The organism is Nonomuraea sp. NPDC049607 (assembly GCF_040675375.1).
Lineage (GTDB): Bacteria > Actinomycetota > Actinomycetes > Streptosporangiales > Streptosporangiaceae > Nonomuraea.
This window is the reverse complement of record NZ_JBFAOV010000008.1, coordinates 321,442-347,210: the sequence shown is the minus strand read 5'-3', so window position 1 is coordinate 347,210 and position 25,769 is coordinate 321,442. Positions and strand designations below refer to the sequence as shown.

The 25,769-nt window shown below is 72.6% G+C and carries 21 protein-coding genes, 1 other RNA gene and 1 pseudogene; 8 read left to right on the top strand and 15 right to left on the bottom strand.

Annotated elements, in window-relative coordinates; translation table 11 throughout:
* Positions 1–2 precede the first annotated feature (2 nt).
* Complete coding sequence (locus AB0J97_RS19190; RefSeq protein WP_364090249.1) at positions 3–1,358, bottom strand: HAMP domain-containing sensor histidine kinase; 1,356 nt, start codon at positions 1,356–1,358, stop codon at positions 3–5.
* Positions 1,359–1,516: 158 nt separating this feature from the next.
* Here AB0J97_RS19190 and AB0J97_RS19185 point away from each other — a divergent pair, with 158 nt between their 5' ends.
* The 3 genes from AB0J97_RS19185 to AB0J97_RS19175 are packed head-to-tail and all read left to right on the top strand — an operon-like array spanning position 1,517 to position 5,223.
* On the top strand, positions 1,517–2,683 hold the full coding sequence (locus tag AB0J97_RS19185) for an acyl-CoA dehydrogenase family protein (RefSeq protein WP_364090246.1): 1,167 nt from the start codon (positions 1,517–1,519) through the stop codon (positions 2,681–2,683).
* The gene (locus tag AB0J97_RS19180; RefSeq protein ID WP_364090243.1) at positions 2,680–3,714 is read left to right on the top strand and encodes an acyl-CoA dehydrogenase family protein; all 1,035 of its coding nucleotides are present in this window, start codon (positions 2,680–2,682) and stop codon (positions 3,712–3,714) included. The genes AB0J97_RS19185 and AB0J97_RS19180 overlap by 4 nt, the downstream gene beginning before the upstream one ends.
* Positions 3,715–5,223 carry an AMP-binding protein gene (locus AB0J97_RS19175; protein WP_364090240.1) on the top strand — a complete coding sequence of 503 codons (1,509 nt, stop codon included), beginning with the start codon at positions 3,715–3,717 and terminating at the stop codon, positions 5,221–5,223.
* Here AB0J97_RS19175 and AB0J97_RS19170 read toward each other — a convergent pair.
* The 10 genes and pseudogenes from AB0J97_RS19170 to AB0J97_RS19125 form a co-directional block, all read right to left on the bottom strand.
* The gene (locus tag AB0J97_RS19170; protein ID WP_364090237.1) at positions 5,184–6,305 is read right to left on the bottom strand and encodes a C45 family peptidase; all 1,122 of its coding nucleotides are present in this window, start codon (positions 6,303–6,305) and stop codon (positions 5,184–5,186) included. The genes AB0J97_RS19175 and AB0J97_RS19170 overlap by 40 nt on opposite strands.
* 34 nt (positions 6,306–6,339) lie before the next feature.
* Complete coding sequence (locus AB0J97_RS19165; protein ID WP_364090234.1) at positions 6,340–7,299, bottom strand: YafY family protein; 960 nt, start codon at positions 7,297–7,299, stop codon at positions 6,340–6,342.
* A gap of 16 nt (positions 7,300–7,315) precedes the next feature.
* Positions 7,316–8,209, bottom strand: a complete 894-nt coding sequence (locus tag AB0J97_RS19160; protein WP_364090319.1) for an NADP-dependent oxidoreductase — start codon at positions 8,207–8,209, stop codon at positions 7,316–7,318.
* Between the two features lie 12 nt (positions 8,210–8,221).
* Positions 8,222–9,058, bottom strand: a pseudogene (locus AB0J97_RS19155) (zinc-binding dehydrogenase); the annotation flags it as partial.
* Between the two features lie 164 nt (positions 9,059–9,222).
* Complete coding sequence (locus AB0J97_RS19150; protein ID WP_364090231.1) at positions 9,223–10,659, bottom strand: Nramp family divalent metal transporter; 1,437 nt, start codon at positions 10,657–10,659, stop codon at positions 9,223–9,225.
* Between the two features lie 61 nt (positions 10,660–10,720).
* On the bottom strand, positions 10,721–11,578 hold the full coding sequence (locus AB0J97_RS19145) for a GNAT family N-acetyltransferase (RefSeq protein WP_364090316.1): 858 nt from the start codon (positions 11,576–11,578) through the stop codon (positions 10,721–10,723).
* An 18-nt stretch (positions 11,579–11,596) separates the two neighbouring features.
* Entirely contained in the window at positions 11,597–12,010 is a 414-nt protein-coding gene (locus AB0J97_RS19140; RefSeq protein ID WP_364090228.1) for an SSI family serine proteinase inhibitor, read from the bottom strand.
* Between the two features lie 261 nt (positions 12,011–12,271).
* Positions 12,272–13,333, bottom strand: coding sequence for a M20 family metallopeptidase (locus AB0J97_RS19135; RefSeq protein WP_364090225.1), 1,062 nt, complete (start codon positions 13,331–13,333; stop codon positions 12,272–12,274).
* Positions 13,330–14,358 carry a membrane dipeptidase gene (locus AB0J97_RS19130; protein WP_364090223.1) on the bottom strand — a complete coding sequence of 343 codons (1,029 nt, stop codon included), beginning with the start codon at positions 14,356–14,358 and terminating at the stop codon, positions 13,330–13,332. The genes AB0J97_RS19135 and AB0J97_RS19130 overlap by 4 nt, the downstream gene beginning before the upstream one ends.
* Positions 14,359–14,575: 217 nt before the next feature.
* Complete coding sequence (locus tag AB0J97_RS19125) at positions 14,576–16,039, bottom strand: NAD(P)/FAD-dependent oxidoreductase (RefSeq protein ID WP_364090220.1); 1,464 nt, start codon at positions 16,037–16,039, stop codon at positions 14,576–14,578.
* A 117-nt stretch (positions 16,040–16,156) separates the two neighbouring features.
* Here AB0J97_RS19125 and AB0J97_RS19120 point away from each other — a divergent pair, with 117 nt between their 5' ends.
* From AB0J97_RS19120 to AB0J97_RS19100, 5 genes are all read left to right on the top strand, one after another.
* Positions 16,157–16,957, top strand: coding sequence for a Nif3-like dinuclear metal center hexameric protein (locus tag AB0J97_RS19120; protein WP_357697891.1), 801 nt, complete (start codon positions 16,157–16,159; stop codon positions 16,955–16,957).
* 2 nt (positions 16,958–16,959) lie between these two features.
* Positions 16,960–17,700 carry a C4-type zinc ribbon domain-containing protein gene (locus AB0J97_RS19115; RefSeq protein ID WP_357697893.1) on the top strand — a complete coding sequence of 247 codons (741 nt, stop codon included), beginning with the start codon at positions 16,960–16,962 and terminating at the stop codon, positions 17,698–17,700.
* Complete coding sequence (locus tag AB0J97_RS19110) at positions 17,697–18,932, top strand: bifunctional RNase H/acid phosphatase (RefSeq protein ID WP_357697895.1); 1,236 nt, start codon at positions 17,697–17,699, stop codon at positions 18,930–18,932. The genes AB0J97_RS19115 and AB0J97_RS19110 overlap by 4 nt, the downstream gene beginning before the upstream one ends.
* A 144-nt stretch (positions 18,933–19,076) precedes the next feature.
* Positions 19,077–19,467: RNase P RNA component class A (rnpB, locus tag AB0J97_RS19105), an RNA gene on the top strand.
* A 132-nt stretch (positions 19,468–19,599) separates the two neighbouring features.
* Positions 19,600–19,773, top strand: a complete 174-nt coding sequence (locus tag AB0J97_RS19100) for a hypothetical protein (protein ID WP_357697897.1) — start codon at positions 19,600–19,602, stop codon at positions 19,771–19,773.
* Between the two features lie 319 nt (positions 19,774–20,092).
* On the opposite strand, the gene AB0J97_RS19095 is transcribed toward AB0J97_RS19100, so the two are convergent.
* The 4 genes from AB0J97_RS19095 to AB0J97_RS19080 all read right to left on the bottom strand — a co-directional run bounded on the left by AB0J97_RS19095 (position 20,093) and on the right by AB0J97_RS19080 (position 25,537).
* Positions 20,093–21,109: an NAD-dependent epimerase/dehydratase family protein gene (locus AB0J97_RS19095; protein ID WP_364090214.1), complete on the bottom strand. Its 1,017-nt coding sequence runs from the start codon at positions 21,107–21,109 to the stop codon at positions 20,093–20,095.
* 33 nt (positions 21,110–21,142) lie between these two features.
* Positions 21,143–23,329 carry a SulP family inorganic anion transporter gene (locus AB0J97_RS19090; RefSeq protein ID WP_364090211.1) on the bottom strand — a complete coding sequence of 729 codons (2,187 nt, stop codon included), beginning with the start codon at positions 23,327–23,329 and terminating at the stop codon, positions 21,143–21,145.
* An 80-nt stretch (positions 23,330–23,409) separates the two neighbouring features.
* A complete protein-coding gene (locus AB0J97_RS19085) occupies positions 23,410–24,825 on the bottom strand; it encodes a hypothetical protein (RefSeq protein WP_364090208.1) in 1,416 nt (471 codons plus the stop codon).
* A 199-nt stretch (positions 24,826–25,024) separates the two neighbouring features.
* The gene (locus tag AB0J97_RS19080) at positions 25,025–25,537 is read right to left on the bottom strand and encodes a YbhB/YbcL family Raf kinase inhibitor-like protein (RefSeq protein WP_357697904.1); all 513 of its coding nucleotides are present in this window, start codon (positions 25,535–25,537) and stop codon (positions 25,025–25,027) included.
* Positions 25,538–25,769: the final 232 nt, after the last annotated feature.

The window sequence follows — 25,769 nt, the reverse complement described above, 5'->3', positions numbered from 1 at the left end:
CTCTAACTACTGATCAACGGTATTTGTAGGACAAACCGGGCACCGCGTTCGGAGGGCTCGATGGTGAGCGTCCCCGCGTGGGCCTCGGCGATCTCGCGGGCGATGGGCAGGCCGAGCCCGGTGCCGCCGGCGTCGCGACGGCGGGAGTCGGCCAGTCGGATGAACCGCCGGAACACGGCCTCGCGCTCGTCGGGGGCGATGCCGCCGCCGTCGTCGAGCACCTCCAGCACCGCCTGTCCCTTCCGTTCACCCACAGTCACAGTGATCATGGTATCCGCGTGCCGCTCGGCGTTGTCGAGCAGGTTCGCCAGCAGGCGGGACAGGCGCAGCGCGTCCCCCTCGACGACCACGCCGGTGCGCAGCCGGGTCTCCACCGGCTTGCCGTCCGTACGGCGGCCCAGCTCTTCGCTCACCAGCCTGGCCAGGTCGACCGGCTCGCGGCGGCCGGGCGCGCCGGCCTCCAGTCTGGCCAGGGTCAGCAGGTCGGCGACGATGTTCTGGAGGCGGTCGAGGCCCTCCATCATGCGCCGGCCGGTCTCGCGCCAGTCGGCCTCCTCGGGGGCGAGCATCGCCTCCTCGACCTCCATACGCATGGCCGTGATGGGGCTGCGCAGGTCGTGGGAGGCGTCGGAGGCGAACCTGCGCTGCTGCTCCACCGCGCGTTCGAGCCGGTCGAGGGTCTCGTTCACGGTACGGGCCAGCTCGTCGAGCTCGTCCCGGTGTCGGCCCCTGGGCACCCGGCGGCCGAGGTCGGTGGCGGTGATCTCGGCCAGCTCGTTCCTGATCGCCGAGACCGGGGTCAGCGCCTTGCGCGCGGTCAGCCAGGCCACGCAGGCCGTGACGCCGGCCAGCAGCAGCACGCACAGCGTGGCCGCCGGCGGGTACAGGGGGGTGATGTACCAGGGCGGCGCGGGCATGTAGGCGTAGACCATCCAGGGTCTGCCGCCGACGTTCGCCCGGAAGCCGACGGTGATCAGGCAGTGGACGGCCGGCACCCGGTTCGTGCAGGACGTGGTGGTGAGGCGGGCGTCGGTGCCGGTGGCGGTGGCGGTGCTGAGCGGCGGCTGTCCCAGCAGGCGGGGGCTGGCCTGCCGGATCCGGCCCCTCTCGTCGACGACCTGGATGAGGTCGGTGCCCTCGGTGACGGCCACGGGCCGCAGGCGGGCGGGGGCGTCGCGCTCGACGACGAAGGCGATGCGGCGCGCGGCGCCGGCGGCCTGCTCGGTGAGGAAAGCGGTCACCACCGTGTGCATGATCGGCGTGACGAGCAGCGCGATGGCGCCGTAGCCCGCCAGCGCGCACAGCAGGGCGGCCAGCGTCAGCCGCCGTTGCACGGACCAGCGCCTGAACACGATCACGCATCCCTCCGGTGACCAGGTGATCACAGGGGGTGCTGATGGTCCTAATTAGCGGAGATTCGGCCGCAAATACGGTCGAAAGGCCCTCCAGAGCATTGCTCTATGCGTGCCGCCGCGACCTGACTAGAGTAAGTGAACACTGATGCCAAGGAGTCGATGTGGACCTTGCAGAGTATCGGCGTGCCGCCGCGGAGTGGCTGCGCGACAACGTCCCGGCTGGCGATCAGCCGGGGGCCGACGCCCTCGCCCAGGCCAAGGAGTTCATGGCCAGGCTCTACGACGCCGGCTACTCCGGCATCACCTGGCCGCGGCAGTGGGGCGGCCAGGGGCTGACGCAGGCCGAGGAGCGCGCCTTCGCCGCCGAGGCCCGCGACCACACCCTCCCCACGTACGTCTTCTCCATCGGCCTGGGCATGACCGGGCCGACGCTGGTGGACCGGGGCACCGACGCGCAGCGCGAGCGCTTCGTCCGGCCGCTGCTGCGCGGCGAGGAGATCTGGTGCCAGCTGTTCTCCGAGCCGGGCGCCGGCAGCGACGTGGCCAGCCTCCAGACCCGCGCCGTACGCGACGGCGACACCTGGGTCGTCAACGGCCAGAAGGTCTGGACGTCGGTCGCCCACCACGCCGACTGGGGCCTGCTGCTGGCCCGCACCGACGTCGAGGTGCCCAAGCACCGCGGCCTGACCATGTTCGTGGTGGACATGCACCACCCCGGCGTGACCGTCAGGCCGCTCAAGGACATGTCCGGCAGGGCCAACTTCAACGAGATCTTCTTCGACAACGTGACGATCCCCGACGAGCACCGGATCGGCGAGGTCGACGACGGCTGGAGCGTGGCCGTCACCACCCTGCTGCACGAGCGGCTGTCGATCTCCGCCGGCGTCGGCATGGGCGGGCAGAAGGACAACCCGGCCACGTTCGAGGCGCTGCGCGAGACGCTCGACACCAGCGACCCGCTGGTCCGCGACCAGCTCGTCGAGCTGCACATCCGCAGCCGCGCCCTGGCGCTGTTCAACCAGCGGCTCGCCCAGGAGACCAGGGCCGGGATCTTCCCCGGCGCCCGCGGCAGCGCCGCCAAGCTGCTGCTGGCCGAGCTGACCCTGTTCCAGGCCGACCTCGCCACCCAGCTCGCCGGCCCCGAGTCGGTGGTCGGCGACCATCCGCTGTCCCGGTCGATCTCGCTGGCCCCCGGCATGGCGCTGGGCGGCGGCACCAACGAGATCATGCGCAACATCGTCGGCGACCGGGTGCTCGGCCTGCCGCCGGAGCCGAGGATGGACAAGACCGTGCCGTTCAAGGACCTGAAGGTGGGGACGCAGGGGTGAAGCTCGTACTCAGCGAGGAACAGCGGCAGCTCCGCGAGGCCGTGCGCGACTTCCTGCGCGCCGCCTCGCCGCTGCGCAAGGCCCGCGAGGGCTACGACCCCCAGGTGTACGCCCGGCTCAACGGCGAGCTGGGCCTGTCCGGCCTGGTCGTCCCCGAGGAGCACGGCGGCGCGGGGGCCGGGCTCGCCGACCTCGCGGTGGCCCTGGAGGAGACCGGCGCCGCGCTGCTGCCCGGCCCCTTCCTCGCCACCCAGTTCGCCGCGCTCGCGCTCACCCAGGTGCCCGACAAGGAGCTGCTGGGCGCCATCGCCGAGGGCCGCGTCGCCGCCACGCTCGTCCAGCCCGAGCAGGACCTCGCCTTCGACGGCGCGGCCGTCACCGGCGCCCTGCCACGCGTGCTGTCCGGCATGGAGGCGGACGTGCTGCTCGCGCCCGTCCCCGCCCCCGACGGCGGCGTGCTGCTGGCGGCCGTCGACCTGGCCGGACCCGGCGTCACGCGGACCTCGCTGGAGACCCTCGACCTCACGCGCGGCCAGGCCCGGGTGACCCTGGAGCAGGCCCCCGCCCGTGTGCTCGGCCGGCCGCCCGCCGGCAGCGGCATCGGCGACCGGCTGTGCGTCGCGCTCGCCGCCGAGCAGCTGGGCGTGCTGCGCGCCTCACTGGACGCCATCGTCGCCTACGCCAAGATCCGCGTCGCGTTCGGCCGCTACATCGGCTCCTACCAGGGCGTCAAGCACAAGCTCGCCGACATGCACGGCAAGCTCGAACAGGCCGAGTCGATCGTCAGGTACGCCGCCTGGGCCGCCGACGAGTCCCCCGGCGAGCTGCCCGGCGCCGCCGCCCTGGCCCAGGCGTACGTGGGCCGCGCCTGCTTCGAGGTCGCCCGCGACCACCTGCTCCTGCACGGCGGCATAGGCTTCACCTGGGAGCACGACGCGCACCTGTTCTACAAGCGGGCCAAGGCCGACGAGGTGCTGCTCGGCCCGCCCCGCATCCACCGGGCCCGGCTAGCGGAACTCCTGGAGTTGTAGATGGACATCAGCGGCCTTCCCGGCTTCTACGCCATCGCGGCGGCCGACCCCGGCCGCCTGGCCGTGATCGACACCGACGGCGCCGAGACCACGTACGGCGACCTGCTCGTCAGGGTCAACCAGGTCTCCCACGGCCTGCGGGCGCGCGGGCTGGGCAAGGGCGACGTGGTCGCGGGCGTGCTGACCAACGGCCTCGACGCCGTCGTCATGCTCATGGCGACCGGCCAGATCGGGCTCTACTACGTGCCGGTCAACTGGCACCTCACCGACTCCGAGGTGGCCTACATCCTGTCCGACTGCGACGCCAAGGTCGTGGTCACCGACGCGGCGCACACCGTCCCGGGCGGGGAGGTCGGCACGTCCGGGCTGGCCGAGGGGCAGCCCGCGGACGCGCCCGCCGGGCGGACCGCGGGGGCGGTCATGTGGTACACCTCCGGCACCACCGGCTTCCCCAAGGGCGTGCAGCGCGCGCTGCCCGACGCCGAGCCGGAGGCCATCGTGCCGCTGTACACGTGGTTCCTCGGCGAGGTCGTCGACCTCACGCCGGGCGACGCCGTGCACCTGGTGACCTCGCCGATGTACCACTCGGCGCCCTGCGCGCACACCCAGTTCGCGCTGCACCTCGGGCACACGGTGGTGATCACGCCCAGGTTCGATCCGGTCGACATCCTGGAGCTGATCCAGCGCCACCGCGTCTCCAACGCCATGATGGTGCCGACCATGTTCCACCGCATGCTGCAACTGCCCGAGGACGTCAGGGCCAAGTACGACGTGTCGAGCCTGCGCCAGGTCATCCACACGGCCGCGGCCTGCCCGGTCGCCGTCAAGCAGGCGATCATGGACTGGTGGGGCCCGGTGCTGTACGAGTACTACGGCTCGACCGAGTCCACGATCGCCTTCTCCGTCAAGCCGCACGACTGGCTGGCCAGGCCGGGCACGGTCGGCCGCCCGGCGCCGACGTTCGAGGCCAGGATCTGCGACGAGAACGGCGAGGAGCTGCCGCCCGGCGAACCCGGCATGATCTACGTCAAGTCGTCGATGGGCTCCTTCGAGTACCGCAAGGACCCGGCCAAGACCGCCGCCAGCATGCTGGGGGAGTGGTACGCCCCCGGCGACATCGGCTACCTCGACGAGGACGGCTTCCTGTTCCTGTGCGACCGGCGCACCGACCTGATCGTCTCCGGCGGGGTGAACATCTACCCCGCCGAGATCGAGGCCGCGCTGCTGGAGCATCCCGCGGTGGCCGACGTCGCCGTCATCGGCGTGCCGGACGAGGAGTGGGGCCACAACGTGGTCGCCCTCGTGCAGCCCGCCGAGGGCGTCGAGCCGGGCCCGGCGCTCACCGCCGAGCTGCTCGAACACTGCGGGCCCCGGCTGGCCCGGTTCAAGCACCCGAAGGTCGTCGAGTACCGCGCGCGGCTCCCGCGCACCCCCACGGGCAAGCTGTCGCGCTCGAAGGTGCGGGAGGGCTACCTGGCCGAGGCGGGGAACACCAGCTCCCCGCTGTAGTCGCGGCCGTCGCCGAGGTAGAAGCGGGTGGCGAGGGTGCGGTCGGCGGTGTCGAAGACCGTGGTCCACAACGTCCGGAACGGCGCGCCCGGGTCCTCGTCCGGCCGGACCGCGCGCAGCAGGTCGCGCAGGTCCAGGCCGGACAGGGTGACGCCCTTGCTGCGCTCGTACAGGGTGCGCAGCCGGCCGTAGGTGCCCAGGCTCGGCGTGGTGTCGGCGGGCAGGTCCGTCGGGTCCGGGTGGCGGTGCAGCAGGTGGTTGGTGACGCACAGCGGCCCGTCGCCGAACTCGACGGCGTGCTCGCTGCCGTCCCTGCCGCGTTCCCAGACGAACGCCTGGCCGTGCGCGTCGGCGACCAGGTAGTGCAGGAGCAGGCCGTGGTCGTACTGCTTGGCGGCCAGCAGCGCCTGCTTGGCCTGGGCCGCGGTCTCGCAGGTGTCCAGGAGGAACCTGGGCAACTGGGTGCTTCCCAGCCCGACCTGCGGGGCGGTGTGCGCCGGCGGCGCGGCGTTCTCGACGTCGGCGAGCAGCAGCATGACGGTCAGGCCTGCCTCGTTCATGCCGTCCATGCAGCCGTCGAGGTCGTCCATGGTGATGACGGTCGAGGCGAGCCCGTCGTCGGGGACGGTGGTGATCACGTAGGGGCGGGCGCCCATCGGCAGCTCGTCCGGGCGGGGCTGCCTGCCCCTGATCTCACTGGCGGTCGAGACGAAGAAGTCGTAGTTGCGGCCCACCCTGCCGTGGCCGTCGGCCGAGGCGGACGGCGGGCACCACAGTCCGGAGCAGGCCGAGCCCTCGGGCACGCGGTTCCAGCCGTCGAGGGCCAGGTCGTCCTGGTCCGGGTCGAGGCCGAGCGCGGCCGCCGCGCCGTCCAGACGGGCGTGGTGCTGCGGCCAGTTCCGCTCGAACCAGGACATCCTCGCCCTGTTCACCGCGGGGTCGGCGGCCCTGGGCGACCAGCCGAGCCGGCGGGCCTCCTCGGTGAGCACCCGGCCGATCTCGAACTGGCTGCCGGTGACAGTGAGGTGCGTGACAAGCTGGAAGTCGTCATTGCCGCCTGCGACGCAGGTCATGTTCGTCATGCCGCGAGAGTGCCGCCGTCCGCTGACCGGGCTCCTACCGTCCGCTGACCGCCCGCCGGTAGCGCTCCGACAGGCCGAGGACCGTCTCGGCCAGCTCCGGTGGGTCGAGCACCTCGAAGTCGACGCCGAGGAAGCCGATCCACGCCGCCATCCCGGTGAGGTCGTCGCCGCCGAGTTCCAGCAGGCACGCGTTCTCGCCGGCCGGCTCGACCGCCAGGCCGGGCCGCAGCGCCACGATGTGCGCGGCGGGCGCGTGCAGCAGCACCGTCGCGCGGTGGCGCCACATCGCCGTGCTGACGCCCTTCTCGACGTACGCGGCCAGGTCGCCGTCGCCGGGCAGTTCCCGGGGCGTGAACCGGGGGCCGGTCGGCGTCCGGGGCAGCAGGCGGTCGACCCGGAACGTGCGCCAGTCGTCCCGCTCGACGTCGAAACCCACCAGATACCACCGCCCCCGCCGGTGGACCAGCCGGTACGGCTCCACGTCCCGGACCGCGGGCGAGCCGTCGTGCCCGGTGTAGTCGAAGCGCAGCCGCTCGTGGTCGCGGGCGGCGTTCGCGATCGCGGTCAGCACCTCCGGCCGGACGGGCGCCGCCCCCGAGCCGGGGACCTGCACGGTGTAGGCGTTGAGCGTGTTCACCCTGCGCCGCAACCGGGCGGGCAGGACCTGCTCCAGCTTGGCCAGCGCCCGCACCGAGGTCTCCTCGATGCCCTCCACCCCGCCGCCCGCCGCCCGGCCGAGGCCCACCGCGACCGCCACGGCCTCCTCGTCGTCCAGCAGCAGCGGAGGCAGCGCCGCCCCGGCGCCGAGCCGGTACCCGCCGGCCGTCCCGGGCGTGGCGTGCACGGGGTAGCCCAGCGAGCGCAGGCGCTCGACGTCGTTGCGGATCGTCCTGGTCGAGACCCGCAGCCGGGTGGCCAGCTCCGGGCCCGTCCATTCGCGATGCGCCTGGAGCAGCGACAGCAGCTTGAGCAGGCGGGCGGAGGTTTCCAGCATGGGCCCAGTGTGCCCGCTATCGCGGCAAGGAGGCTTCCGCGTCCAGGACGAGCTTGCCGAGGAAGTGGCCGTCCTGGCTGCGCCGATGGGCGTCGGCCGCCCGCTCCAGCGGGAACACCTCCGCGACCGGGACGCGCGGCAGCACGTCCACCGGGAACGTCCCGCCCTTGCCCGTGGAGAAGCGCACGCCGTGCTCGGCCGCGCCCGCCGGGTCGGCGATGGTGAGCACCTTGTCCGGGTCGCCGGTGAGCCCGACCGACAGCCCGACCTCGCCGCGTCCTGAGGCGTCCAGCACCCGGTCCACCGGGCCGGGCAGGCGCTGCTCCAGCCCGTCCCCGTAGGTGATCGGGACGACGCCGAGCTCGCGCAGGAAGGCGTGGTGGCGTTCGCTCGCGGTGCCGACCACGTGGGCGCCCCGGGCCAGCGCGAGCTGCGCGGCGGCCAGGCCGACGCCGCCCGCGACCGCGTGGACGAGCAGCGTCTCGCCCGCGCGCAGGCCCAGTTCGTCCAGCGTGCGGTGAGCGGTCTCCAGGGCGACGGGCAGCGCGGCGGCCTCCGCGTACGACAGGTGCTCCGGCTTGGGACGCAGCGCGGCGGCCTCGGCCAGCGCGTACGTGGCCGCCGCCCCCGACGCGACCTGGCCGAACACCGCCTGGCCCACCTCCAGGCCGGCCACCCCCGGGCCGAGCGCGTCGACCGTTCCGGCCAGCTCGATCCCGGTGCCCTGCGGGCCGTCGGGCGGCGTGCCCCGGAAGCCGGTGCGCAGCTTCCAGTCCAGGGCGTTCACCCCGGCCGCCCGGACCGCCACGCGTACCTGCCCGGCGCCCGGCCTGGGCAGCGGCACCTCCTCCAGCGCCAGCACCTCGGGGCCGCCGTGCTCGTGGTAGCGCACGGCCTGGGCGGTGACCAGCAGCACCGCCTTGCCGACCAGCTCGCGGGCCTCCAGGGCGGCGTGCGCCTCGTGGGCGCGGTCGAGCGGCACGGCCAGGCCGACGACGGTCGTCAGCTCGCCGGAGGCCGCCATGCCCAGCGCCTGCCCGGCCAGGCGACGGAACTCCTCGGGGGCGAACTGCACCTGTTCCATGCCGACCAGCCGCACGCCGCGCCGCGCCGCCTCGGCGGGGTCCACCAGCGCCGTCGAGCCGCTCGGCACCCCGTACGCGAAGAACACCCCGCCGGGCCCGAGCAACGCGAACGCCTCGGCCCCCACCCGCCCCCCGACCCCGTCGAAGACCACGTCGAACGCCCCCACCGCGTCCCCGCTCGCTTCGGCTGTCCGGAAGCCGGTGGCGGTCAGGGCGGGGTAGTCGACCGCCTCGGCCGCGCCCGCCGCCAGCGCCGCCGCCCGCTTGGCCGGGCCGTGGGCGGCGGCCGTCACCCGGGCGCCGGCGGCCCGCGCGAGCCGGACGATCGGCAGGCCCAGTGCCCCGCCGGCCCCCGTGACCAGCACCCGCGCCCCCGGCTTCAGCTCCGCCGCCGTCACCAGGCTGATCGCCGCCGGGCCGACCTGGAGCAACGCCGCCGCCAGCCACGAGCTGACCTCGTCGGGAACCGGCACGAGGGTGTCCACCCCGGTCACGACCCGCTCGGCGTACCCGCCCGGCACCAGGGCCGCGACCCGCCGTCCCGTCCAGGCGGGGTCCACCCCCTCGCCCACCGACAGCACCCGCCCGGCCACCCCGGTCCCCGGCACGAACGGCGGCCGGTCGGGGAACCACTCCTGTCCCCATCCGGCGCGCAACTGGGCGTCCAGCGACATCACGTCGGCCACCGAGACGCCGACCACCACCTGTCCCGGCCCCGCGACGGGATCGTCCACCCGCCGCACCCGGAGCACCTCGGGACCACCGAACTTCGTCACCTCGACAACATCCATGCCGCCGAGTGTCCTACCTCAAGCGAACTTGAGGTCAATCCCGGCGCTCATCCGGTCAGCTTCTGCACCTGCTGGACGACCACCAGGACGGTCAGCGTCCCGAAGAACGCCACCGACCAGACCAGCGCCCCCAGCCGGTACGACCTGACCCTGATCGCCTCCGGCAGCGACCGCCGGTTCAGCACGATCAGCAGGATCGAGTAGACGAACATCATCACCGCCGCGAAGCACGCCGAGAACACCAGCAGGATCAGCGGCTGGTCGAACCCGAGCAGCAGGATCGCGATCCCGACCAGCGTCATCGCCCAGACGGTGACGAAGTAGACCCGGTTCACCGAGACGGGCCGGTCGCGCAGGTAGACCGTCTTGATCGTGTCCGAGGCCAGCCGCGAGGTGTAGTCGACGATGCCCATCGCCGAGGCGAACAGGGCCAGCGCGCCGATCACCCAGAACAGCACCCCGAACCACGTGCCGACCGCGCCCTGCAGCACCTCGCCCTCGACCTTCAGGAAGCCGATGTCGTTCTTGCCCGCCACCTCCGGCCGGCCGAAGACGGTCGAGTAGGCCAGCATCGACATCAGCGCGATCGTCAGGAACGACACCAGCGCGAACGTGGCGCCCTGCTCGGCGTTGGCGAAGCGCCACCACCGGCGCCAGCGCGCCAGGTTGCCCTCGGTCGGCGGGAACTGGAAGCCGGTCGAGGCGGCCGCCTCCTCCTCACCGGTGACCGGGCTGACCAGGCGCGGGACGTACGAACCCATGCCGAAGCCCTTGTCGCGGATCCAGTTGCTCTGGCACAGGTTCTGGCCGCCGCCCGCGCCGGCGTAGGCGACGGCGCCCATGAGCACGGCGATCCCGAGCTCCTCTGCGGGGAAACGCGCGCTGACGGTGAGCCCCTTGCCCAGCTCGACCCAGCTGTCGGCGTTGACGGCGAACAGGATCGCGACCACGGCCAGCGTGGCCACCAGGGCGATCTTCACGAAGATCACCCGTTCGAGGGCCGTGTAGATCACCGGCGCCAGCGTCAGGCCCAGCGCGATCACGACGAGCATGCCGATCGCGATCCACCGCACGCCGCCCGCGCCGGACCCGGTCAGGTACGTCACCATCGTGGCCGACGTGGTCACCCAGCCCGGCCAGAGATTCGAGGCCAGCGTCATCACGACGAAGACCAGGCCCCAGTGCTTCCACATCCGGCTGAACCCGGTCAGCGCGGTCTCGCCGGTGGCCAGCGTGTACCGCTCGATCTCCATGTTCAGGAACCACTGGGTGACGATGCCGACCGCGGCGCCCCAGACGAACACCAGCCCCACCTGGGAGGCGATGTAGGGCCAGATGATGAACTCGCCCGACGCCAGCCCCACCCCCGCCCCGACCAGCCCGGGGCCGATGACGCGCCAGGTCGAGCGGGGAGGGGCGGGCAGGTCGCGGACGGTGACGGACGGCAGGATTCGCGCCGGGACGGTGGGGGTGAAGTCCGTCATGCGGATCTCCTTGTTCGGCTTCCCGTACCGTCACCTTACGCAGATCTCTTACGCCGGTGAACTATCCGGTCAGGGCGACCACGTAGTCCCCGTGGTCGGTGAGCCCCACCACCCGTCCGCCGGACTCCATGAGGCCGCCGAGCACCTCGCGCATCGCCGCCCGCCAGGCCCTGGCCGCCGCCGGGTCCTGCCCGCGCAGCCGTTCGACGTCGCGCGGCGTGCCAACCAGAACGACGTCGACGTCCGTGTCCGTGTCCGCCGCCCGGACGAGCGGGCCGTCGCCGCCCTCCTCCAGCACCCGGGGGCGGCCTTCGGCGGGTTCGACCCGTGGCTCGATCGGCTGCTCGTCCAGCGGCCACACCGCCAGCAGGCGGTCGGAGGAGTCGCCCTCGTTGATCGCGTCGGCCATCACGCCGTAGAAGTCGCGCAGGTACTCCTCGGGGCGGGCGCCCAGCTTGACCAGGTTGAAGCGGGCGTTGCGGCGGACGAGCGGGTCGAACGTCCAGGTGACGCGCTCCAGGCCCTGTTCCAGGCACCACGCCCGCTGGTGCAGCTTGAGCGCGTAGCCGATGCCCCGCCCGATCGACGCGCCCGTCACGTGGGAGTGCAGCGCGCCGCCCGCCGCGCGGAAGCCCACCGACGCCCCTACCAGCACGTCGCCCTCGTAGGCCCCGGTCACGTAGTTCCCGGCGTGCGCGAACCCGATCATCATCTCGACGCTGACCGGCGCGTTGCCCGGATCGGGCCGCCAGATCTGCTCGAAAAGCCGGAAGACCTGCGAGAACTCGCCGATCTCGTGCAACTCGCGGATCACCACACCACTCTTGGCCGCCGCCGCGGCGGCCTCCTCCCGGCTCGTCATGCCCCCACTATGCCCGCCGGACGGCGACATGCCCGCCCGCGGGTCGCGGACGGGCATGTCAGGCACGGCCGGGGCTCACTTCACGAGCGCCCCGAGCGTGCGCTCCATGACGCAGTCGTTCTCGAACTTTCTGTCGTAGGACGTCGTGCGGCCGTACCAGTGGCCTCTGACCTGGACGTCGACCGGCGCGTAGTTGCGCGGGCAGGCGCCCGGGTCGACGTTGAGGTCCTTGATCACGCCGTCGACCTCGTGCAGCTCCGCGCAGGCCGTCCGGGGGCGCGGGTGCGTGCCGCCGTCGGGGTCGCAGGTGAGCCGCATCGAGTACGCGCCGCCGCCGTTGCTGGGCGTTACGGTGATGAACAGCAGCACGCCCGGCTCGTCGGCGGCGGCGGCGCCCGCCGGGCTCGCCCCGAACGGGACGGCGAGCGCGGCGGCCGCGCAAAGGGTTAGGGCGGCCGTCCGGCGAGCGGCGGTCAGCATGAATGTCATGGGAACCTCCCTGGTCAACGTGCGCCCCGAGAGTGGCGGCGCACGTCACATGACTACAGGGAGTCACTGTACCGATACCACTGGTGAAGGAGTGACAGAATGCTGTCCCCGATGATCACCCCGGCCCCGAGGCCGGACCCGTCCGTCCGGCGCGAGGCCATGACGCGGGCCCGGCTTCCCGGCACGCCTGGGCGCACAGGGGTGCGCAGCCTCACGCACCTGGGTGCACCTGGGTGCACCTGGGTGCACAGCCTCGCTCCTTCAGCGCACCGCCTCGATGAGGGCGCGGAGGAGGGCGGTGCGGCGTGGCATCTCGGCCACCACCACGTGCTCGTGGTCGGCGTGCGCGCCGCCGCCCACCGCGCCCAGCCCGTCGAGCGTCGGGCAGCCCGCCCCCGCGGTGAAGTTCCCGTCGGAGGCGCCGCCCACCGCGGCGGAGGGCAGCGGGCCCACGTCCAGCCGCTCGGCCAGGTCCTGCGCCAGGGCGTAGAGCGAGGCCGACATCGCGGCTTCGAGCGGCGGCCGGTTGGGGCCCCCTTCGACCTCCAGCCGCGTGCCGGGCACCGCCGGGACCAGCTCCCGCATCGCGGCGTCCACCCGCAGCTGCTCGGCCACCGTGCTCGCCCGCACGTCGACCCCCACGGTCGCCTCGGCCGGGACGGTGTTGAGCGTGGTCCCGCCGCGCAGCACGGTCGGTGTGACCGTGGTGTCACCGGTCCCGAGCGCGGCGATGGCCAGGATCTGGTGCGCCAGCTCGACGCCCGCGTTCGCGCCCTTCTCCGGCTCCAGCCCGGCGTGCGCGGCCTTGCCGCGCACCCGCAACGTGTACATCGACGTGCCCTTGCGGGACGTCTTCAGCGCGCCGCCGTCCGCGCTGGCCTCCATGACGAACGTGGCGGCCAGCCCGCGCGCGGTGTCCGTGATCAGCGGCGCGGACGTGATCGAGCCCAGCTCCTCGTCACCGGTGACCAGCAGCGTGACGCCGTCGAGGGAGTCGAGCCCGGCGAGCGCGTGGAACGTCTGCACCAGCCCGGCCTTCATGTCGAACACGCCCGGCCCGCGCGCCACCCCGTCCACGACCGACCACGGGTGGGTCGCCAGCGTGCCGATCGGCCAGACGGTGTCGTGGTGGCCGAGCAGCAGCACCCGGGGCGTGCCGAACGTCCAGCGCAGATGGGTGACGCCGTCGATGACCAGGAACTCCGGCTTCGCCCCCAGGTGACGGGCTCCCATCGCGGCCACGACCTCGGCGCTGCGGGCCACGGCCTCCAGGTCGCGCGAGAACGACTCGCACAGGACGAGCTCCTCCAGATCCTCGATCATGCCAACCGCTCTCCGAGGAACCGGTGGACGTTGCCACCGATGATCTTGGTGACGTCCTTCTCCGGCAGGCCGCGGGCGAGCAGCCCCTCGGTCACCATGGGCAGCCCGGCGGGCCCCTCCAGGCCGGGGACCGACGCCTTGGGGTCGAGGCCATCGGGCTCCAGGTCCTCGCAGCACGGGGGCGTCAGGTCGTCCATGACCTCGCGGATGAAGTCGGGGCCGAGGCCGACGTGGTCGATCCCGGCCACCTGCGCGACGTGCTCGATGTGGTCGAGCAGGCGGTCGAGCGTCATGTCCTCCATGCGGTCGGCCAGGAAGGGGGCGTAGAAGTTCACACAGACCACGCCGCCCGTGGCGGCGACCCCGCGGAGCTGGTCGTCGGTGAGGTTGCGGTGGTGGTCGCGCAGGGCGCGGGCCGCTGAGTGGGTGGCCATCACCGGCTTGGTCGCCAGCTCCAGCACGTGGGCCACGCCCGACGCGCCGAGGTGTGAGACGTCGAACACCATGCCCAGGCGCTCCATCTCGCTCAGGGCGGCCACGCCGCGGCTGGTCAGGCCGCTGCCGGTGGCGTCCTCGGCGCTGCCGTCGGCCAGCGGCGTACGCCCGAAGTGGGCGATCGAGGCCACCCGCACGCCCAGCCGGTGGACGGTCGAGATCAGCTCCACGCTCTCGTCGAGCCCCGGCATGCTCTCCAGCGCCAGCACCAGGGCGATCCTGCCCTCTTCCAGCGCCGCGTCGATCGCCGAGGCGTCCAGGCAGAGCCGTACGGCGTCGGGGTTGCCCTCCGCGATCACGTGGGCGCACTCGATCATGCGCAGCGTCTGCCGCAGCGCGCCCTCGGGCCGGTACTGGTCGTCGATGAAGACCGGCAGGATCTGCAGGTCGACCCCGCCCTCGACGAGCTGGGGCAGCCACCGCTCGCGGAAGAAGGAGGCCCACTGCTGGGGCGGCCGGGTGGAGACCGCCATGAGGAGATCATTGTGGGTGTCGGCCACGACGGCACGCCGGTGCAGGGGAAGCGTCATGCGAAGGACGTTACCGCGCGCGCCCGACCTGCTCCAATGCACCCGAAGCGCGATTTTCCCCCGCCATCTTGTCCGCCACACCGAAGACGGCCCCTCCTCGACCGTCCCCCACGCCGTAGACGGCCTCTCCTCGACCGTCCCCCGCGCCGAAGACGGCCCCTCCTTGACCGTCCCCCGCGCCGAAGACGGCCCCTCCTTGACCGTCCCCCGCGCCTTCCTACGCCGAAGACGTCCCTTCCGCGACGGGCCGGTAAGCCCCGCGCGGCGGCCTGCCGGTGAGCCGCCGGTAGAGCGTCGTCGAGCCGGGCCAGTTGTTCGTGACCCGTCCCTCGGCCGTCTTGTACCAGCTCCGGCACCCCTCGCCCCACACCATGCGGGCCATGGCCGCGTCGAGCTGCCGGCTCCAGGCGGCCATAGCCTCGGGACGCACCTCGATCGGCCCCTGCTCGGCCACCCTCCGCAGGCACGCCATGACGTGGTCCACCTGGCACTCGATCATGTAGATGATCGAGTTGTGGCCCAGGTTCGTGTTCGGGCCGTAGAGCAGGAACATGCTGGGGAAGCCGGGCACCGAGATGCCGAGGTAGGCGTGCGCGCCGTCGCGCCACTGCTCGGCCAGCGACCGCCCGCCGAGCCCGGTGACCTCGATCGGGGCCAGGAACTCGGTGCTGCGGAAGCCGGTCGCGTACACGATCGTGTCGGCCTCGCGCAGGCCCTCGGTGGTCTCCACGCCCTTCGGCCCGATCCGGACGATCGGGTCGGTCACGACCTCGACGTCCGGCTTGGTCAGCGCCGGGTAGAAGGCGCTGTCGATGACGACGCGCTTGCAGCCGGGCGGATAGCCGGGCGTCAGCTTCGCCCGCAGGACGGGGTCGGGGACCTGGGCGCGCAGGTGGGCCAGGGCGCGCTTCCTCAGCAGGCCGGCGCTCCACCCCTCGGCCAGGGCGGGGTAGAGCGTGGCCTCGGCGTACCGGTAGATCCACTCGCGGTAGGCCCGCTGGAGGCCGGGGACGTGGTGGAAGGCCAGCCGGGCGAGCGGGCCGAACGTGGCGTCCGGCTTGGGGATCACCCAGTTGGGCGTGCGCTGGAAGACGTCGAGATGCGCGGCCCGCTCGGCGACGGTCGGGATGAGCTGGGCCGCCGACGAGCCGCTGCCGATCACGGCGACGCGGCGGCCGGTGAGGTCGTGGTCGTGGTTCCAGCGGGCCGAGTGGAAGGAGACGCCCTCGAAGTCGGATATGCCGGGGATCTCGGGCAGGTGGGGGCGGTTGAGCTGGCCCACGCTCATGACGACCACGTCGAACGCCTCGGTGTGTTCGACGCCGTCGTGGGCGCTGGTCACCTGCCAGCGGCGGCCGTCGAAGACCGCCCGCCGCACTTCCGTCCCGAAGCGGATTGTTCGCCTGACGTCGTATTTATCGGCGCAATGCTCTAGGTAGCCGAGGATCTCGGGTTGGGCCGGGTAGCGACGGGTCCAGCTCGCGTACTTCTCGAACGAGTACGAGTACAGATGCGATGGAATGTCGCAGCCCGCCCCCGGATAGCTGTTGTCCCGCCACGTGCCGCCGAGGTCCGCGGCCTTCTCGAAGACCGTGAAGGAGCCGATTCCGGCACGCCGCAGCCGGATCGCCATGCACAGGCCGCCGAAGCCCGCTCCGATGATCGCGACGCTGGGTGCCATGCCGTCCTCCGCGAAGTCAGGATCCACTTACAGTACGCCGAACCGCGTTCTGGCGACACCCTCCGCCACGCCCCGCGCGGCCCTCCCGCGGGCCGGTAGTCTGCGCAGGTGGCTGCTGTGACGCTGACTGAGGTGATCGAGGTGCTCGAGGCGGCCTACCCGCCCGCCCGGGCCGAGTCGTGGGACGCGGTGGGGCTGGTCTGCGGCGACCCTGCCGAACGGGTGCACAAGGTGCTGTTCGCCGTCGATCCGGTCGCGGTCGTGGCCGAGGAGGCCCTTGAGTGGGGCGCCGACCTGATCGTCACCCACCACCCGCTTTACCTGCGCGGCACCACGAGCGTGGCCGCCACGACCCCCAAGGGCCGCCTGATCCACCGGCTGATCAAGCACGACGTCGCCCTCTATACCGCCCACACCAACGCCGACACCGCCAACCCCGGCGTCTCCGACGCCCTGGCCAGGGCCGTGGGCCTGACCGGCGACCTCGTACCGCTCCAGCCCTTCCCCGACGACCCCTGGCGCGGCCTGGGCCGCATCGGCGAGCTGCGCGAGCCCTCGACGCTGGGGGAGTTCGCCGCGCGCGCCGCCAAGGGGCTGCCGCGCACCTCCGGCGGCCTGCGCGTGGCGGGCGACCTGGCCCGCCCCGTGACACGCGTCGCGGTCAGCGGCGGCGCGGGCGACTCACTGCTCGGCGCGGCCAGGGCCGCGGGCGTCGACGTGTTCCTCACGGCCGACCTGCGGCACCATCCGGCCAGCGAGTTCGTCGAGTCTGGCGGCCCCGCCCTGATCGACGCCGCCCACTGGGCCACCGAGTGGCCCTGGCTCGACAGCGCGGCGTCCATCCTGCGCTCCAGTGGCGTTACCGTTGAAACGCGCGTCTCCGCCACGGTCACCGATGCTTGGACAAGAGGATATTGATCATGAAAGCAGCCCCTGAGGCCCAGAAGCGACTGCTCGACCTGGCAGAGCTCGACTCCGTGATCGACCGGCTGGCGCACCGCCGGCGCACCCTGCCCGAGCTGGCCGAGATCGACGAGCAGTCCAAGCGCCTGGCCAGGCTCGTCACCCAGGTCATCGAGGCCGAGACCGAGGCCGGCGACCTCGCGCGCGAGCAGACCAAGGCCGAGACCGACGTCGAGGCCGTGCGCACCCGCGCCGACCGCGACCAGAAGCGCCTCGACTCCGGCGCCGTGACCTCCCCCCGCGACCTGGCGAGCCTGCAGTCCGAGATCACCTCGTTGCAGAAGCGCCAGGGCGACCTGGAGGAGATCGTGCTGGAGATCATGGAGCGCAGGGAGGCGGCCGACGGCAAGGCCACCGACCTGGTCGCCCAGCGCGACGAGGTGGCCACCACCCGCGCCGCCGCCGAAGACCGCCGCGACGCCGCGCTGCAGGAGATCGACAAGGAGGCGGGCGAGGTCCAGGCCCGCCGCGCCGCCGTCGCCGGCGAGATCCCCGCCGACCTGCTGAAGCTCTACGACAAGCTCAAGGACCAGTACGTCGTGGGCGCCGCCATGCTGCGCGGCGGCCGTTGCCAGGGCTGCAAGGTGGCCCTGTCCATCGCCGAGATGAACTCCATCAAGGCCGCCCCTCACGACGAGGTGCTGCGCTGCGAGGAATGCCGGCGGATCCTGGTCCGCACCCCGGAGTCCGGCCTGTGACGTCGTACGTCATCGAGGCCGACGGCGGCTCGCGTGGCAACCCGGGCCCGGCCGGCTACGGCGCGGTCGTCAGGGACGCCGCCGACGGCCAGGTCGTGGCCGAGGCCGCCGAGGCGATCGGCGTCGCCACCAACAACGTGGCCGAGTACCGGGGGCTGATCGCCGGGCTGACCACCGTGCTCGGGGTGGGCGGCGAGGGCGCCGAGGTGGCCGTGCGGATGGACTCCAAGCTGGTCATCGAGCAGATGGCCGGCCGCTGGAAGATCAAGAACGAGGGCCTGCGCCCGCTCGCCCTGGAGGCCGGCGCGCTGGCCAGGCGGCTGCGGGTGGTCGAGTGGACCTGGATCCCGCGCGAGCACAACAAGCACGCCGACCGGCTGGCCAACGAGGCCATGGACGCCGCCGCCAAGGGCCTGACCTGGAAGGCGGGCGGCACCCACGACGCCGGCGCACCGGCGGTGCCCGTGCCCGGCGCGGCGGTCCGCACGCCGCCGGTGGTGGTCGAGCAGACCGACCTCCTCGACGCGGGCGAGATCTCCGGGCTGTCGGCCCCCACGGCCTCCGTGGCCGCCGCCCAGCAGCGCACCAAGGGCACCGGCTGGGCCCCGCCCACCCGCGTGGCCACCTCGTTGCTGCTGCTCAGGCACGGCGAGACACCGCTGTCGGTCGAACGCCGCTTCTCCGGCCTCGGCGACGCCGAGCTCACCGCCAACGGGCTGGCCCAGGCCGCGGCGGCCGCCGAACGTTTGTCGCGGGAGCCGTACCGGCCGGAGGTGATCGTCTCCTCGCCGCTCAGGCGGGCCAGGCAGACGGCCGAGGCCGTGGCGCAGCGCACCGGGCTCGACGTCGAGGTGGACGAAGACCTCAGGGAAGCCGATTTCGGCGCCTGGGAGGGGCACACGTTCACCGAGGTGCAGCGCCAGTGGCCCGACGAGCTGGCCGCGTGGCTGGCCGGTCCCGACACCGCGCCGCCCGGTGGCGAGAGCTTCGCCACGGCGGCCCGTCGCGTCCAGGCGGCGGGGGAGCGGCTGGTGGAGCGCTACGAGGGCAAGACCGTGCTCGCCGTCTCCCACGTGACGCCGATCAAGATGTTGCTGCGCGAAGCGCTGACCGCGCCCTTGGGCGCGCTCTACCGGATGCACCTCGACCTGGCCTGCCTGTCGCTGATCGAGTACTACGCCGATGGCCCGGCCGTGGTGAAGTCGTTCAACGACACGGCCCATCTGCGTTGAGCGCGGCCGCGCCGGGAGCCGCCAGAACATCCCGGCGCGGCCACTGCTGCCTCCGCCCCCCTCAGGCGGTGACATGCCCATTCCACCCAATCGATCTTGCGACTCGGTTGGGAACGGCTTGAGGTTTGATAATCTTCCTGAAGACGAGTCGGCCGGGCGGCCGCGTCGGGCCTCCGGGCCCGCCGAGGAAGGTCCGGGCTCCACAGGGCAGGGTGGTCGGTAACGCCGACCCGGGGTGACCCGCGGGACAGTGCCACAGAAAGCAGACCGCCCCCCGCCTCGGTGGGGGGTGAGGGTGAAAGGGTGGTGTAAGAGACCACCAGCGCCCACGGTGACGTGGGCGGCTAGGTAAACCCCACCCGGAGCAAGGTCAAGAAGGGACGTTCTCCGGAGCGTTCCGCGCGCGACGTTCGAGGGCTGCCCGCCCGAGCCGCGCGGGTAGACCGCTTGAGGCCGCCGGCAACGGCGGCCCTAGATGGATGGTCGCCCCTTCGTTCGCGAAGGACAGAACCCGGCCTACAGGCCGGCTCGTCTCTCACCTCCCAGTTCCTGGGCCTCCCGGCCGTGCACGATCAGTGCGTACAGCACCAGCACGTCCACCGCGATGACCGCGAGCGACCACCACGGGTTGACCGCGATCCAGGTGAGTTGTGTCATCGCGTTGATCATGACGAGGACCACCGCCACGATGCGGGCCCAGGTCTGCCCCACGGTCACCGCGATACCGGTCAGGAGCAGGACGATCCCGAACAGCAGATGGATCCAGCCCCAGGTGCCGATGTTGAAGAACAGCAGGCGGGATGGCGTGCGGACGAACAGCCCGCTGTTGATCACCGCGTAGAGGCCGGTGATGATGTTGAACACGCCGGACATGATCATGAGCATGCCGGCGAACCATACCCAGCCCACCCAGCCCGTGACGGGCCTGCTCTGGTACGTCATCGTCGAACCCTCCCCCGTGAGTTCACGTACACCGTGGGTCACCTGCCCGCCGGTTTGCGGTGTATGCGTATTCCCACGTCACGAGGTTCTCGGCACCGGAACGAGGCCCCTTCAGCCTCATCCGGGCCCGCCCGCCCATCTGGCCCCGGCCGCCTGCCCGGGGCCGGCGGGCCGCCGATGGTGGCGCGTCGCCGGGCCCGGACGGTTCGCCGTGAGGGTCAGGAGGAGCGGGCGTCCCAGGCGGCGAGGATGCCGGCCTCCTTGTCCGGGGCCATCCCGTGGACCGTTCTGCGGCCGTAGGAACGCTGCTCCTCCGGGATCTCGCGCAGCCACGCCCACGTGTCACGCACGGTCTCCGCGACCGGACGCGCCCGCAACCCCGCCGCCTCGGCCTTGCCCGTCGGCACGCTCCAGAAGTGGTCGATCTCCTCGGACGCCGGCCCGCCCCACAGCGGCAGCTCCACGAACGTGCCCGCCCCCTGCTCGACCAGGAACTCCGCGTCCATCCACACGAGCTCCGCGTCGGACCCGGTGACCTGCCTGCACAGCTCCAGCCACTCGCCGTAGGTGGTGTTGCCCGCCGGGCCGGTCACCGCGAACCGGTCGGCGACGCCCCGCTCGGCCTGGTCGAGGGTGAAGATCGCCACGTCGCGGGCGTCGACGAGCTGCATCGGCGTGGCGGCATCGCCCGGCGCCAGCACCCGGCCGCCCCGCGAGATACGGGTCAGCCACCAGGGCAGCCGGGCCACGTTCTCGTGCGGCCCGAGGATCAGCCCCGGCTGGATGATCAACGCGTTGCCGTCGAAGCCCTGCTCGACCGCCCGCTCGCAGCCGGCCTTCAGCACGCCGTAGTCGCCGTCGTCGGGGCCGGCGGCGGGCTCGCACGGCCATCCGGCGGTGTCCTCGGTGGCGGCCTTGGCCGGGAACCCGTCGAGGGCCGAGACGCTGGAGATGAACGCGTACGTCGCCGCCCTGCCCGACAGCGCCCGCACCGACTCGCCCACCACCCGCGGCACATACCCGGACGTGTCCACCACGAAGTCCCACGACCGCCCGTCGGTCAGCCGCTCCAGGTCGGCGACGGACTCGCGGTCGCCACGCACGGTCTCGACGCCCGGCACGTCGTCGCCGCTCAGCCCCCTGTTGAACGTCGTGACCTCATGGCCACGAGCCAACGCCTCCTCCGCGATGGCGCGCCCCAGGAACCCTGTGCCGCCGATGAGCAAAATATTCATGAACCCATCTTCGGCGCCCGGCGGGACGCGGACTCACAACTTCACGGAGAGCGAAGACCGCAGCGGCGGCACCAGGTGCACCCGCGCCGACCCGATGTCGAAGTACAGGCCCACCAGCTCCAGCTTGCCCGCCCTGACCTGCTCGTCCACCTTCCGGTAGGTCCGCAGGTTCTCCAGCTGCTGCTGCACGTTCACCCGGCACAACACGTCGAGGGCCCCGTTGTGCAGCCGGTCGCCCTCGGTCTCGATGAACCTGGCCAGGCTGTGGTTCCCGTGCCGCAGCCAGCGCCGCAGCCCCGGCAGGCTGCCCGCCTGCACCCCGGCGCTGAGCACCCCGGCCATCGCCCCGCATCCGGAATGCCCGCACACGGTGATCGTGCGCACGCCGAGCACCTGCGTGGCGTACTCGATCGCGGCCACGACCGAGTCGTCGTGCGGCTCGGAGCCGCGGCGCGGCACCAGGTTGCCGATGTTGCGCACGGTGAACAGGTCGCCGGGGCCGCTCGCCGTGATCAGGCTGGGCACGATCCTGGAGTCGGCGCACGTGATGAACAGATGGGTCGGCTGCTGCTTGCCCGCCAGCTCGGTGAAGATCGGCCGCACCGGCGCAGCCGCACGGTGGTGGAGTTCGCGCGACCCCTCGGTGCAGGTGGCCGGGGTCGAGCCGCCGTCGTCGGGGATGGTGCGGCGTCCCGGACGCGTCCGCGGCGTCCACGGCACCCACCGCCGGTCGGGGGACCTGCCGGTACGGGTCCCGCGGGCCGCCAGCGCGTACCACTCGTCGTACGGCTCGTCGAGGTCGACCGTGCCGCCCGTCCGCTCGTGGTCCAGCCGCCAGGAGTGGATGGCCTCGAACGCCGCGTTGTCCATGAAGTCGATGGTGAGATCGAGGTCGACCGGCGTGCCCGCGGCGATCGACCGCAGCCCGTGCGTGAGCCTGGGCACGCCGAGGAACGTCAGCGAGCCGGTGACCGTCACGTGCAGGCGGCCGTCCTGCTCCTCGCGCCTGCGTACGTTCACCCAGGTCAGCCGGCGCAGCGCGAGCAGCCCGGCCAGCGCCAGCCCGGCCAGCACCCCTTCGGCCAGGCCCAGCACGAGCACGGACACCACCGTCACCACGTAGACCGGCACCTCGCCGTGCCCGCGGCCCTTCCTGAGGCGCGCGAGGCCGGCCATCCGCACGCCGGTGAACACCAGCAGCGCCGCCAGCGCCTCCAGCGGGATCAGCCGAACCGTCCAGCCGAACCCCACCGCGAACACCAGCACCCACACCCCGTGCAGGATCGACGACGACCGGGTGCGCCCGCCGGCCCGCACGTTCGCCTCCGTACGCACGATTCCACCGGCGATCGGCAGGCCGCCCAGCGCCCCCGACACCATGTTGGCCACGCCCTGTCCGGCCAGCTCCTGGTCGAGGTCGGCGCGACGGCCGGGGTGACCTCCGTCGGCGGACGTCGCGCCCAGCAGCGACTCGACGCTGCCCAGCATCGCCACGAGCAGCACCGCGCCCACGATCGTGTGCCAGTCGGCGGACGGCAGCACGGGGAAGCCCCACCCGGAGAAGCTGCCGGCCAGGTCGACGCGGGTGACGTCCCAGCCGGACAGCCAGGCGACGCCCGCCGCGGCCGGCAGCGCGACCAGCGGCGCCGGCACCGCCCTGACCCGCTCGGGCAGCCGCGTCCACAACGCGAGCACCACGATCGTGAACAGGCCCAGCGCGACCTTGTGCCCGTGGAGGCCGGCGATCTGCCCGGGCAGGTCGGCCAGGTTGGCCAGGGCCGAGAGCTGGGGCTGCCCGCCGAGGACCACGTGGAGCTGGGAGAGCGCGAGGATCACGCCCACCGCCGCCAGCAGGCCGCGGACGACCGCGGGGGAGAGGACCGGCACCACCCTGGCCGCCTTGACCACGCCGAGCACCAGCTGGACGGCCCCCGCCAGCAGCGTGATCATGCACGTGGCCCGCCAGCCGTGAATGCGCACCAGCTCGACGACCACCACGGACACCCCGGCCGCGGGCCCGCTCACCTGGACGGCCGATCCGCCCAGCGAGCCGGCCACGACCCCGCCCACGACGGCGGCGATGAGCCCGGCGGCCGGCGGTGCGCCCGAGGCCGTCGCGATGCCCAGGGAGAACGGGACTGCGACGAGGAAGACCACGAGCGAAGCGGGTAGATCATGCCGTAGCGTACGCAACCAGCTACTGAGGGTATCGCCGATCATGTCGGAAACCCTAGTGGTGCGCCACCCCCGCTTTAGCGGGTCGTCGCGGGGGTTTTACTCATTCGGTAAGGGGCCGGAGATCAGCGGTAGTAGTCGTTGTAGTCCTGCTCCGGGGCCCGGCGGCGGCCGCCGCCGTTGTCGGCCTGGCCGGGAGCGGCCGCGTCCTGCGACTGCCCGCCGTACGTCGGCCAGTTCGCCGTGCCGGACGGCGGCTCGGGCCAGGCGGGGCCGGGCCCGGCGGCGAAGTCGCCCGTCTCGTACGCGACCGAGGACGGCTGGGGCGTCGCCGGAGGAGCCGACAGCACGTCGTCGTAGGCCGAGACCGCGCGGGCGGGGACGGTCGGGGTGCCGGTGGCCGGGGAGGGCCCGGTGATCGGGGAGCCGGAGTCGTCGGCCACGGCCCAGCCGGCGCGCACCTCGTACGACGCCGGGAAGGCGGCGGACGGGGAGGCGGTGGCCGCGGGCTGCTCGACGAAGGCGGGCCAGGAGCCGGCCGGGGCGGCGTAGGAGGCCGGGGAGGGGTCGTCGAGGATGTCGGGCGAGGCGGCGGGCCAGGAGCCCGAGGTGGCCGCGGCGGGCGCGCCCGTCCAGGTCGTCTCAAGGGGGTCGGCCGCGTTGTTGTAGGCGGGGAACGGGTCGCTGGTCGGCGCGCCGTGGATGGGCGTGACCGGGGCGACCGGGAAGGACCCGCTGGAGGTGACGCCGGAGTAGGACCCGCCGGACGTCGCCGGGTAGGAGGGGGAGGCGGGGAACGAGCCGTTGCCGTTCGCGGGGTGGGCGCCGCTCGCCGGCAGGGCCTCGGGACGCGAGGCCGGCACGACCGGCTGGGCGGCCCCGCCGAGCAGGCTCAGCACGTCGGGCGTCGGCGCCGCGAACGTCACCGTGCGCTGGTCGGCCATGTCGGACGCGGAGGGAACCGGTCGCTTGGCGGGCTCCACCAGGTCGGCGAGGTTGGCCGCGGCGGCCGGGGCGGGCTGGCGCTGGGGCAGGGGGGCCTGGACGGTCGCGGCGTTGGGGTCGGCCGCGGCGGCCACGGGCTGCGGCTTCGCGGGACGCTCACGGCGCTCGGCCGGGCGCTCACGGCGCTCTGCGGGCTGCTCGCGATCGACGGGACGCGCGGCGCCCTTCCTGGCCGCCACGGTGCCGCCGGCGCCGAAACCGCCCTCCTCGGCGTCGCTGCGGATGTTCGCCCAGAACTCCTCGTCCTCGTGGTCGGTGGTCGGGTTGCCCCACTCGTCGACGCCACGCCTGCCACGCTGGCCGGTGCGGACGGGTTTGGGCTTCACCTCGTCGATCGGGGAGAAGTCAGGGCTGAAATTGGCCATCCGTGGTTCGTGCGCGGCGAACTCGTCGGTGGACCGGGCGTGCGTCATCTCCTCCTTCTCGGCCATCTCCTTCAGCCGTTCCGGAGGGAGAGAGCTCTCCCGGCGGTTCATGGAACGCATGCCCAGTGCCACGACGACGAGCACGAGGAGCACGACAGCGACCAAGCTCACGACGACCGCGATCATTGCACCACCCTCAAAGCCATGGCCTCCCTGTGGCATCGGTGAGATCGCGCGGCCATCGACGCGATCTGCCCCCTTTGATCACCAATGCCTAACAATTGGATCTGATTCTGTCGGACCACTATGAGAGTTGTCACACCCTACGCAAAGAATTGGTCCATCCGGTCTACCTGCGGTGATCGCCCTGTCACTGGATGTTCACCGCCGTCAGCCGGCCCCGGGCGATCGTGTGGTCGGCGATCTCCTTCAAGATCTCGGGGAGCCCGCCCTCTTTCGCCTCGACCTTGTCGTTCAACGTGTAGACGGTGAACCGGTAGCTGCCCGGGGTGTTGCAGGGCGGTTCGTAACCCGCCTTCCCACTGGTGACCTTGGCCTGGCCGGAGCCCTCGGGCGGACTCTCGGCGGCACCCGGCCCCAGCTCGGTCGTGGTCGCCGGGATGTTGTAGAGCACCCAGTGAACGGCCGATTCGGAGGGAGTGTGGGAGTCGACCACGATCGCGATCGACTTGGCCTTCGGCAAGGGCTCGCTGGACCAGCGCAGCGGCGGGCTGCCCTGGCGGCCCCGGCAGGAGTACTCGCCCGGCAGCGGCATGCCGTCGCGCAACTCCGGGCTCGAGACGTTGATCTCCGCGATCTCCTTGGCCTGGGACCTTCCGATGCCCAGGGCGGCGCAACCTGACAAGGTGAGCGCGAAAGCCACCACTGTCACACTGACAGCGGCCCGCCTCACACGTGATGCCGTGTTACACAGCCCCATGCCGGATGATGCTACGCGGCTCTCGGCGGTGCGCAGACCGTTTCCCGATGGTCGGTCGTCGGCAAAGGAGCCGAAACCGGCCAGAATGCGGGGATCTCAGAGGTGAAGTTGGCCACAGCGACGCCGTCGGCGGGTCTGCGGGACGGGTGTCGCCATGACCTTCCTGGCCTGCCCG

Bases quoted from the DNA above. Each gene is read 5' to 3' on its own strand.
- AB0J97_RS19140 (WP_364090228.1), bottom strand. From the start codon at position 12,010: ATGACATTCATGCTGACCGCCGCTCGCCGGACGGCCGCCCTAACCCTT.
- AB0J97_RS19165 (WP_364090234.1), bottom strand. From the start codon at position 7,299: ATGCTGGAAACCTCCGCCCGCCTGCTCAAGCTGCTGTCGCTGCTCCAG.
- AB0J97_RS19130 (WP_364090223.1), bottom strand. From the start codon at position 14,358: ATGACGCTTCCCCTGCACCGGCGTGCCGTCGTGGCCGACACCCACAAT.
- AB0J97_RS19145 (WP_364090316.1), bottom strand. From the start codon at position 11,578: ATGCCCGTCCGCGACCCGCGGGCGGGCATGTCGCCGTCCGGCGGGCAT.
- AB0J97_RS19095 (WP_364090214.1), bottom strand. From the start codon at position 21,109: ATGAATATTTTGCTCATCGGCGGCACAGGGTTCCTGGGGCGCGCCATC.
- AB0J97_RS19125 (WP_364090220.1), bottom strand. From the start codon at position 16,039: ATGGCACCCAGCGTCGCGATCATCGGAGCGGGCTTCGGCGGCCTGTGC.
- AB0J97_RS19170 (WP_364090237.1), bottom strand. From the start codon at position 6,305: ATGACGAACATGACCTGCGTCGCAGGCGGCAATGACGACTTCCAGCTT.
- AB0J97_RS19100 (WP_357697897.1), top strand. From the start codon at position 19,600: ATGACGAGGACCACCGCCACGATGCGGGCCCAGGTCTGCCCCACGGTC.
- AB0J97_RS19135 (WP_364090225.1), bottom strand. From the start codon at position 13,333: ATGATCGAGGATCTGGAGGAGCTCGTCCTGTGCGAGTCGTTCTCGCGC.
- AB0J97_RS19115 (WP_357697893.1), top strand. From the start codon at position 16,960: ATGAAAGCAGCCCCTGAGGCCCAGAAGCGACTGCTCGACCTGGCAGAG.
- AB0J97_RS19175 (WP_364090240.1), top strand. From the start codon at position 3,715: ATGGACATCAGCGGCCTTCCCGGCTTCTACGCCATCGCGGCGGCCGAC.
- AB0J97_RS19150 (WP_364090231.1), bottom strand. From the start codon at position 10,659: ATGACGGACTTCACCCCCACCGTCCCGGCGCGAATCCTGCCGTCCGTC.
- AB0J97_RS19090 (WP_364090211.1), bottom strand. From the start codon at position 23,329: ATGATCGGCGATACCCTCAGTAGCTGGTTGCGTACGCTACGGCATGAT.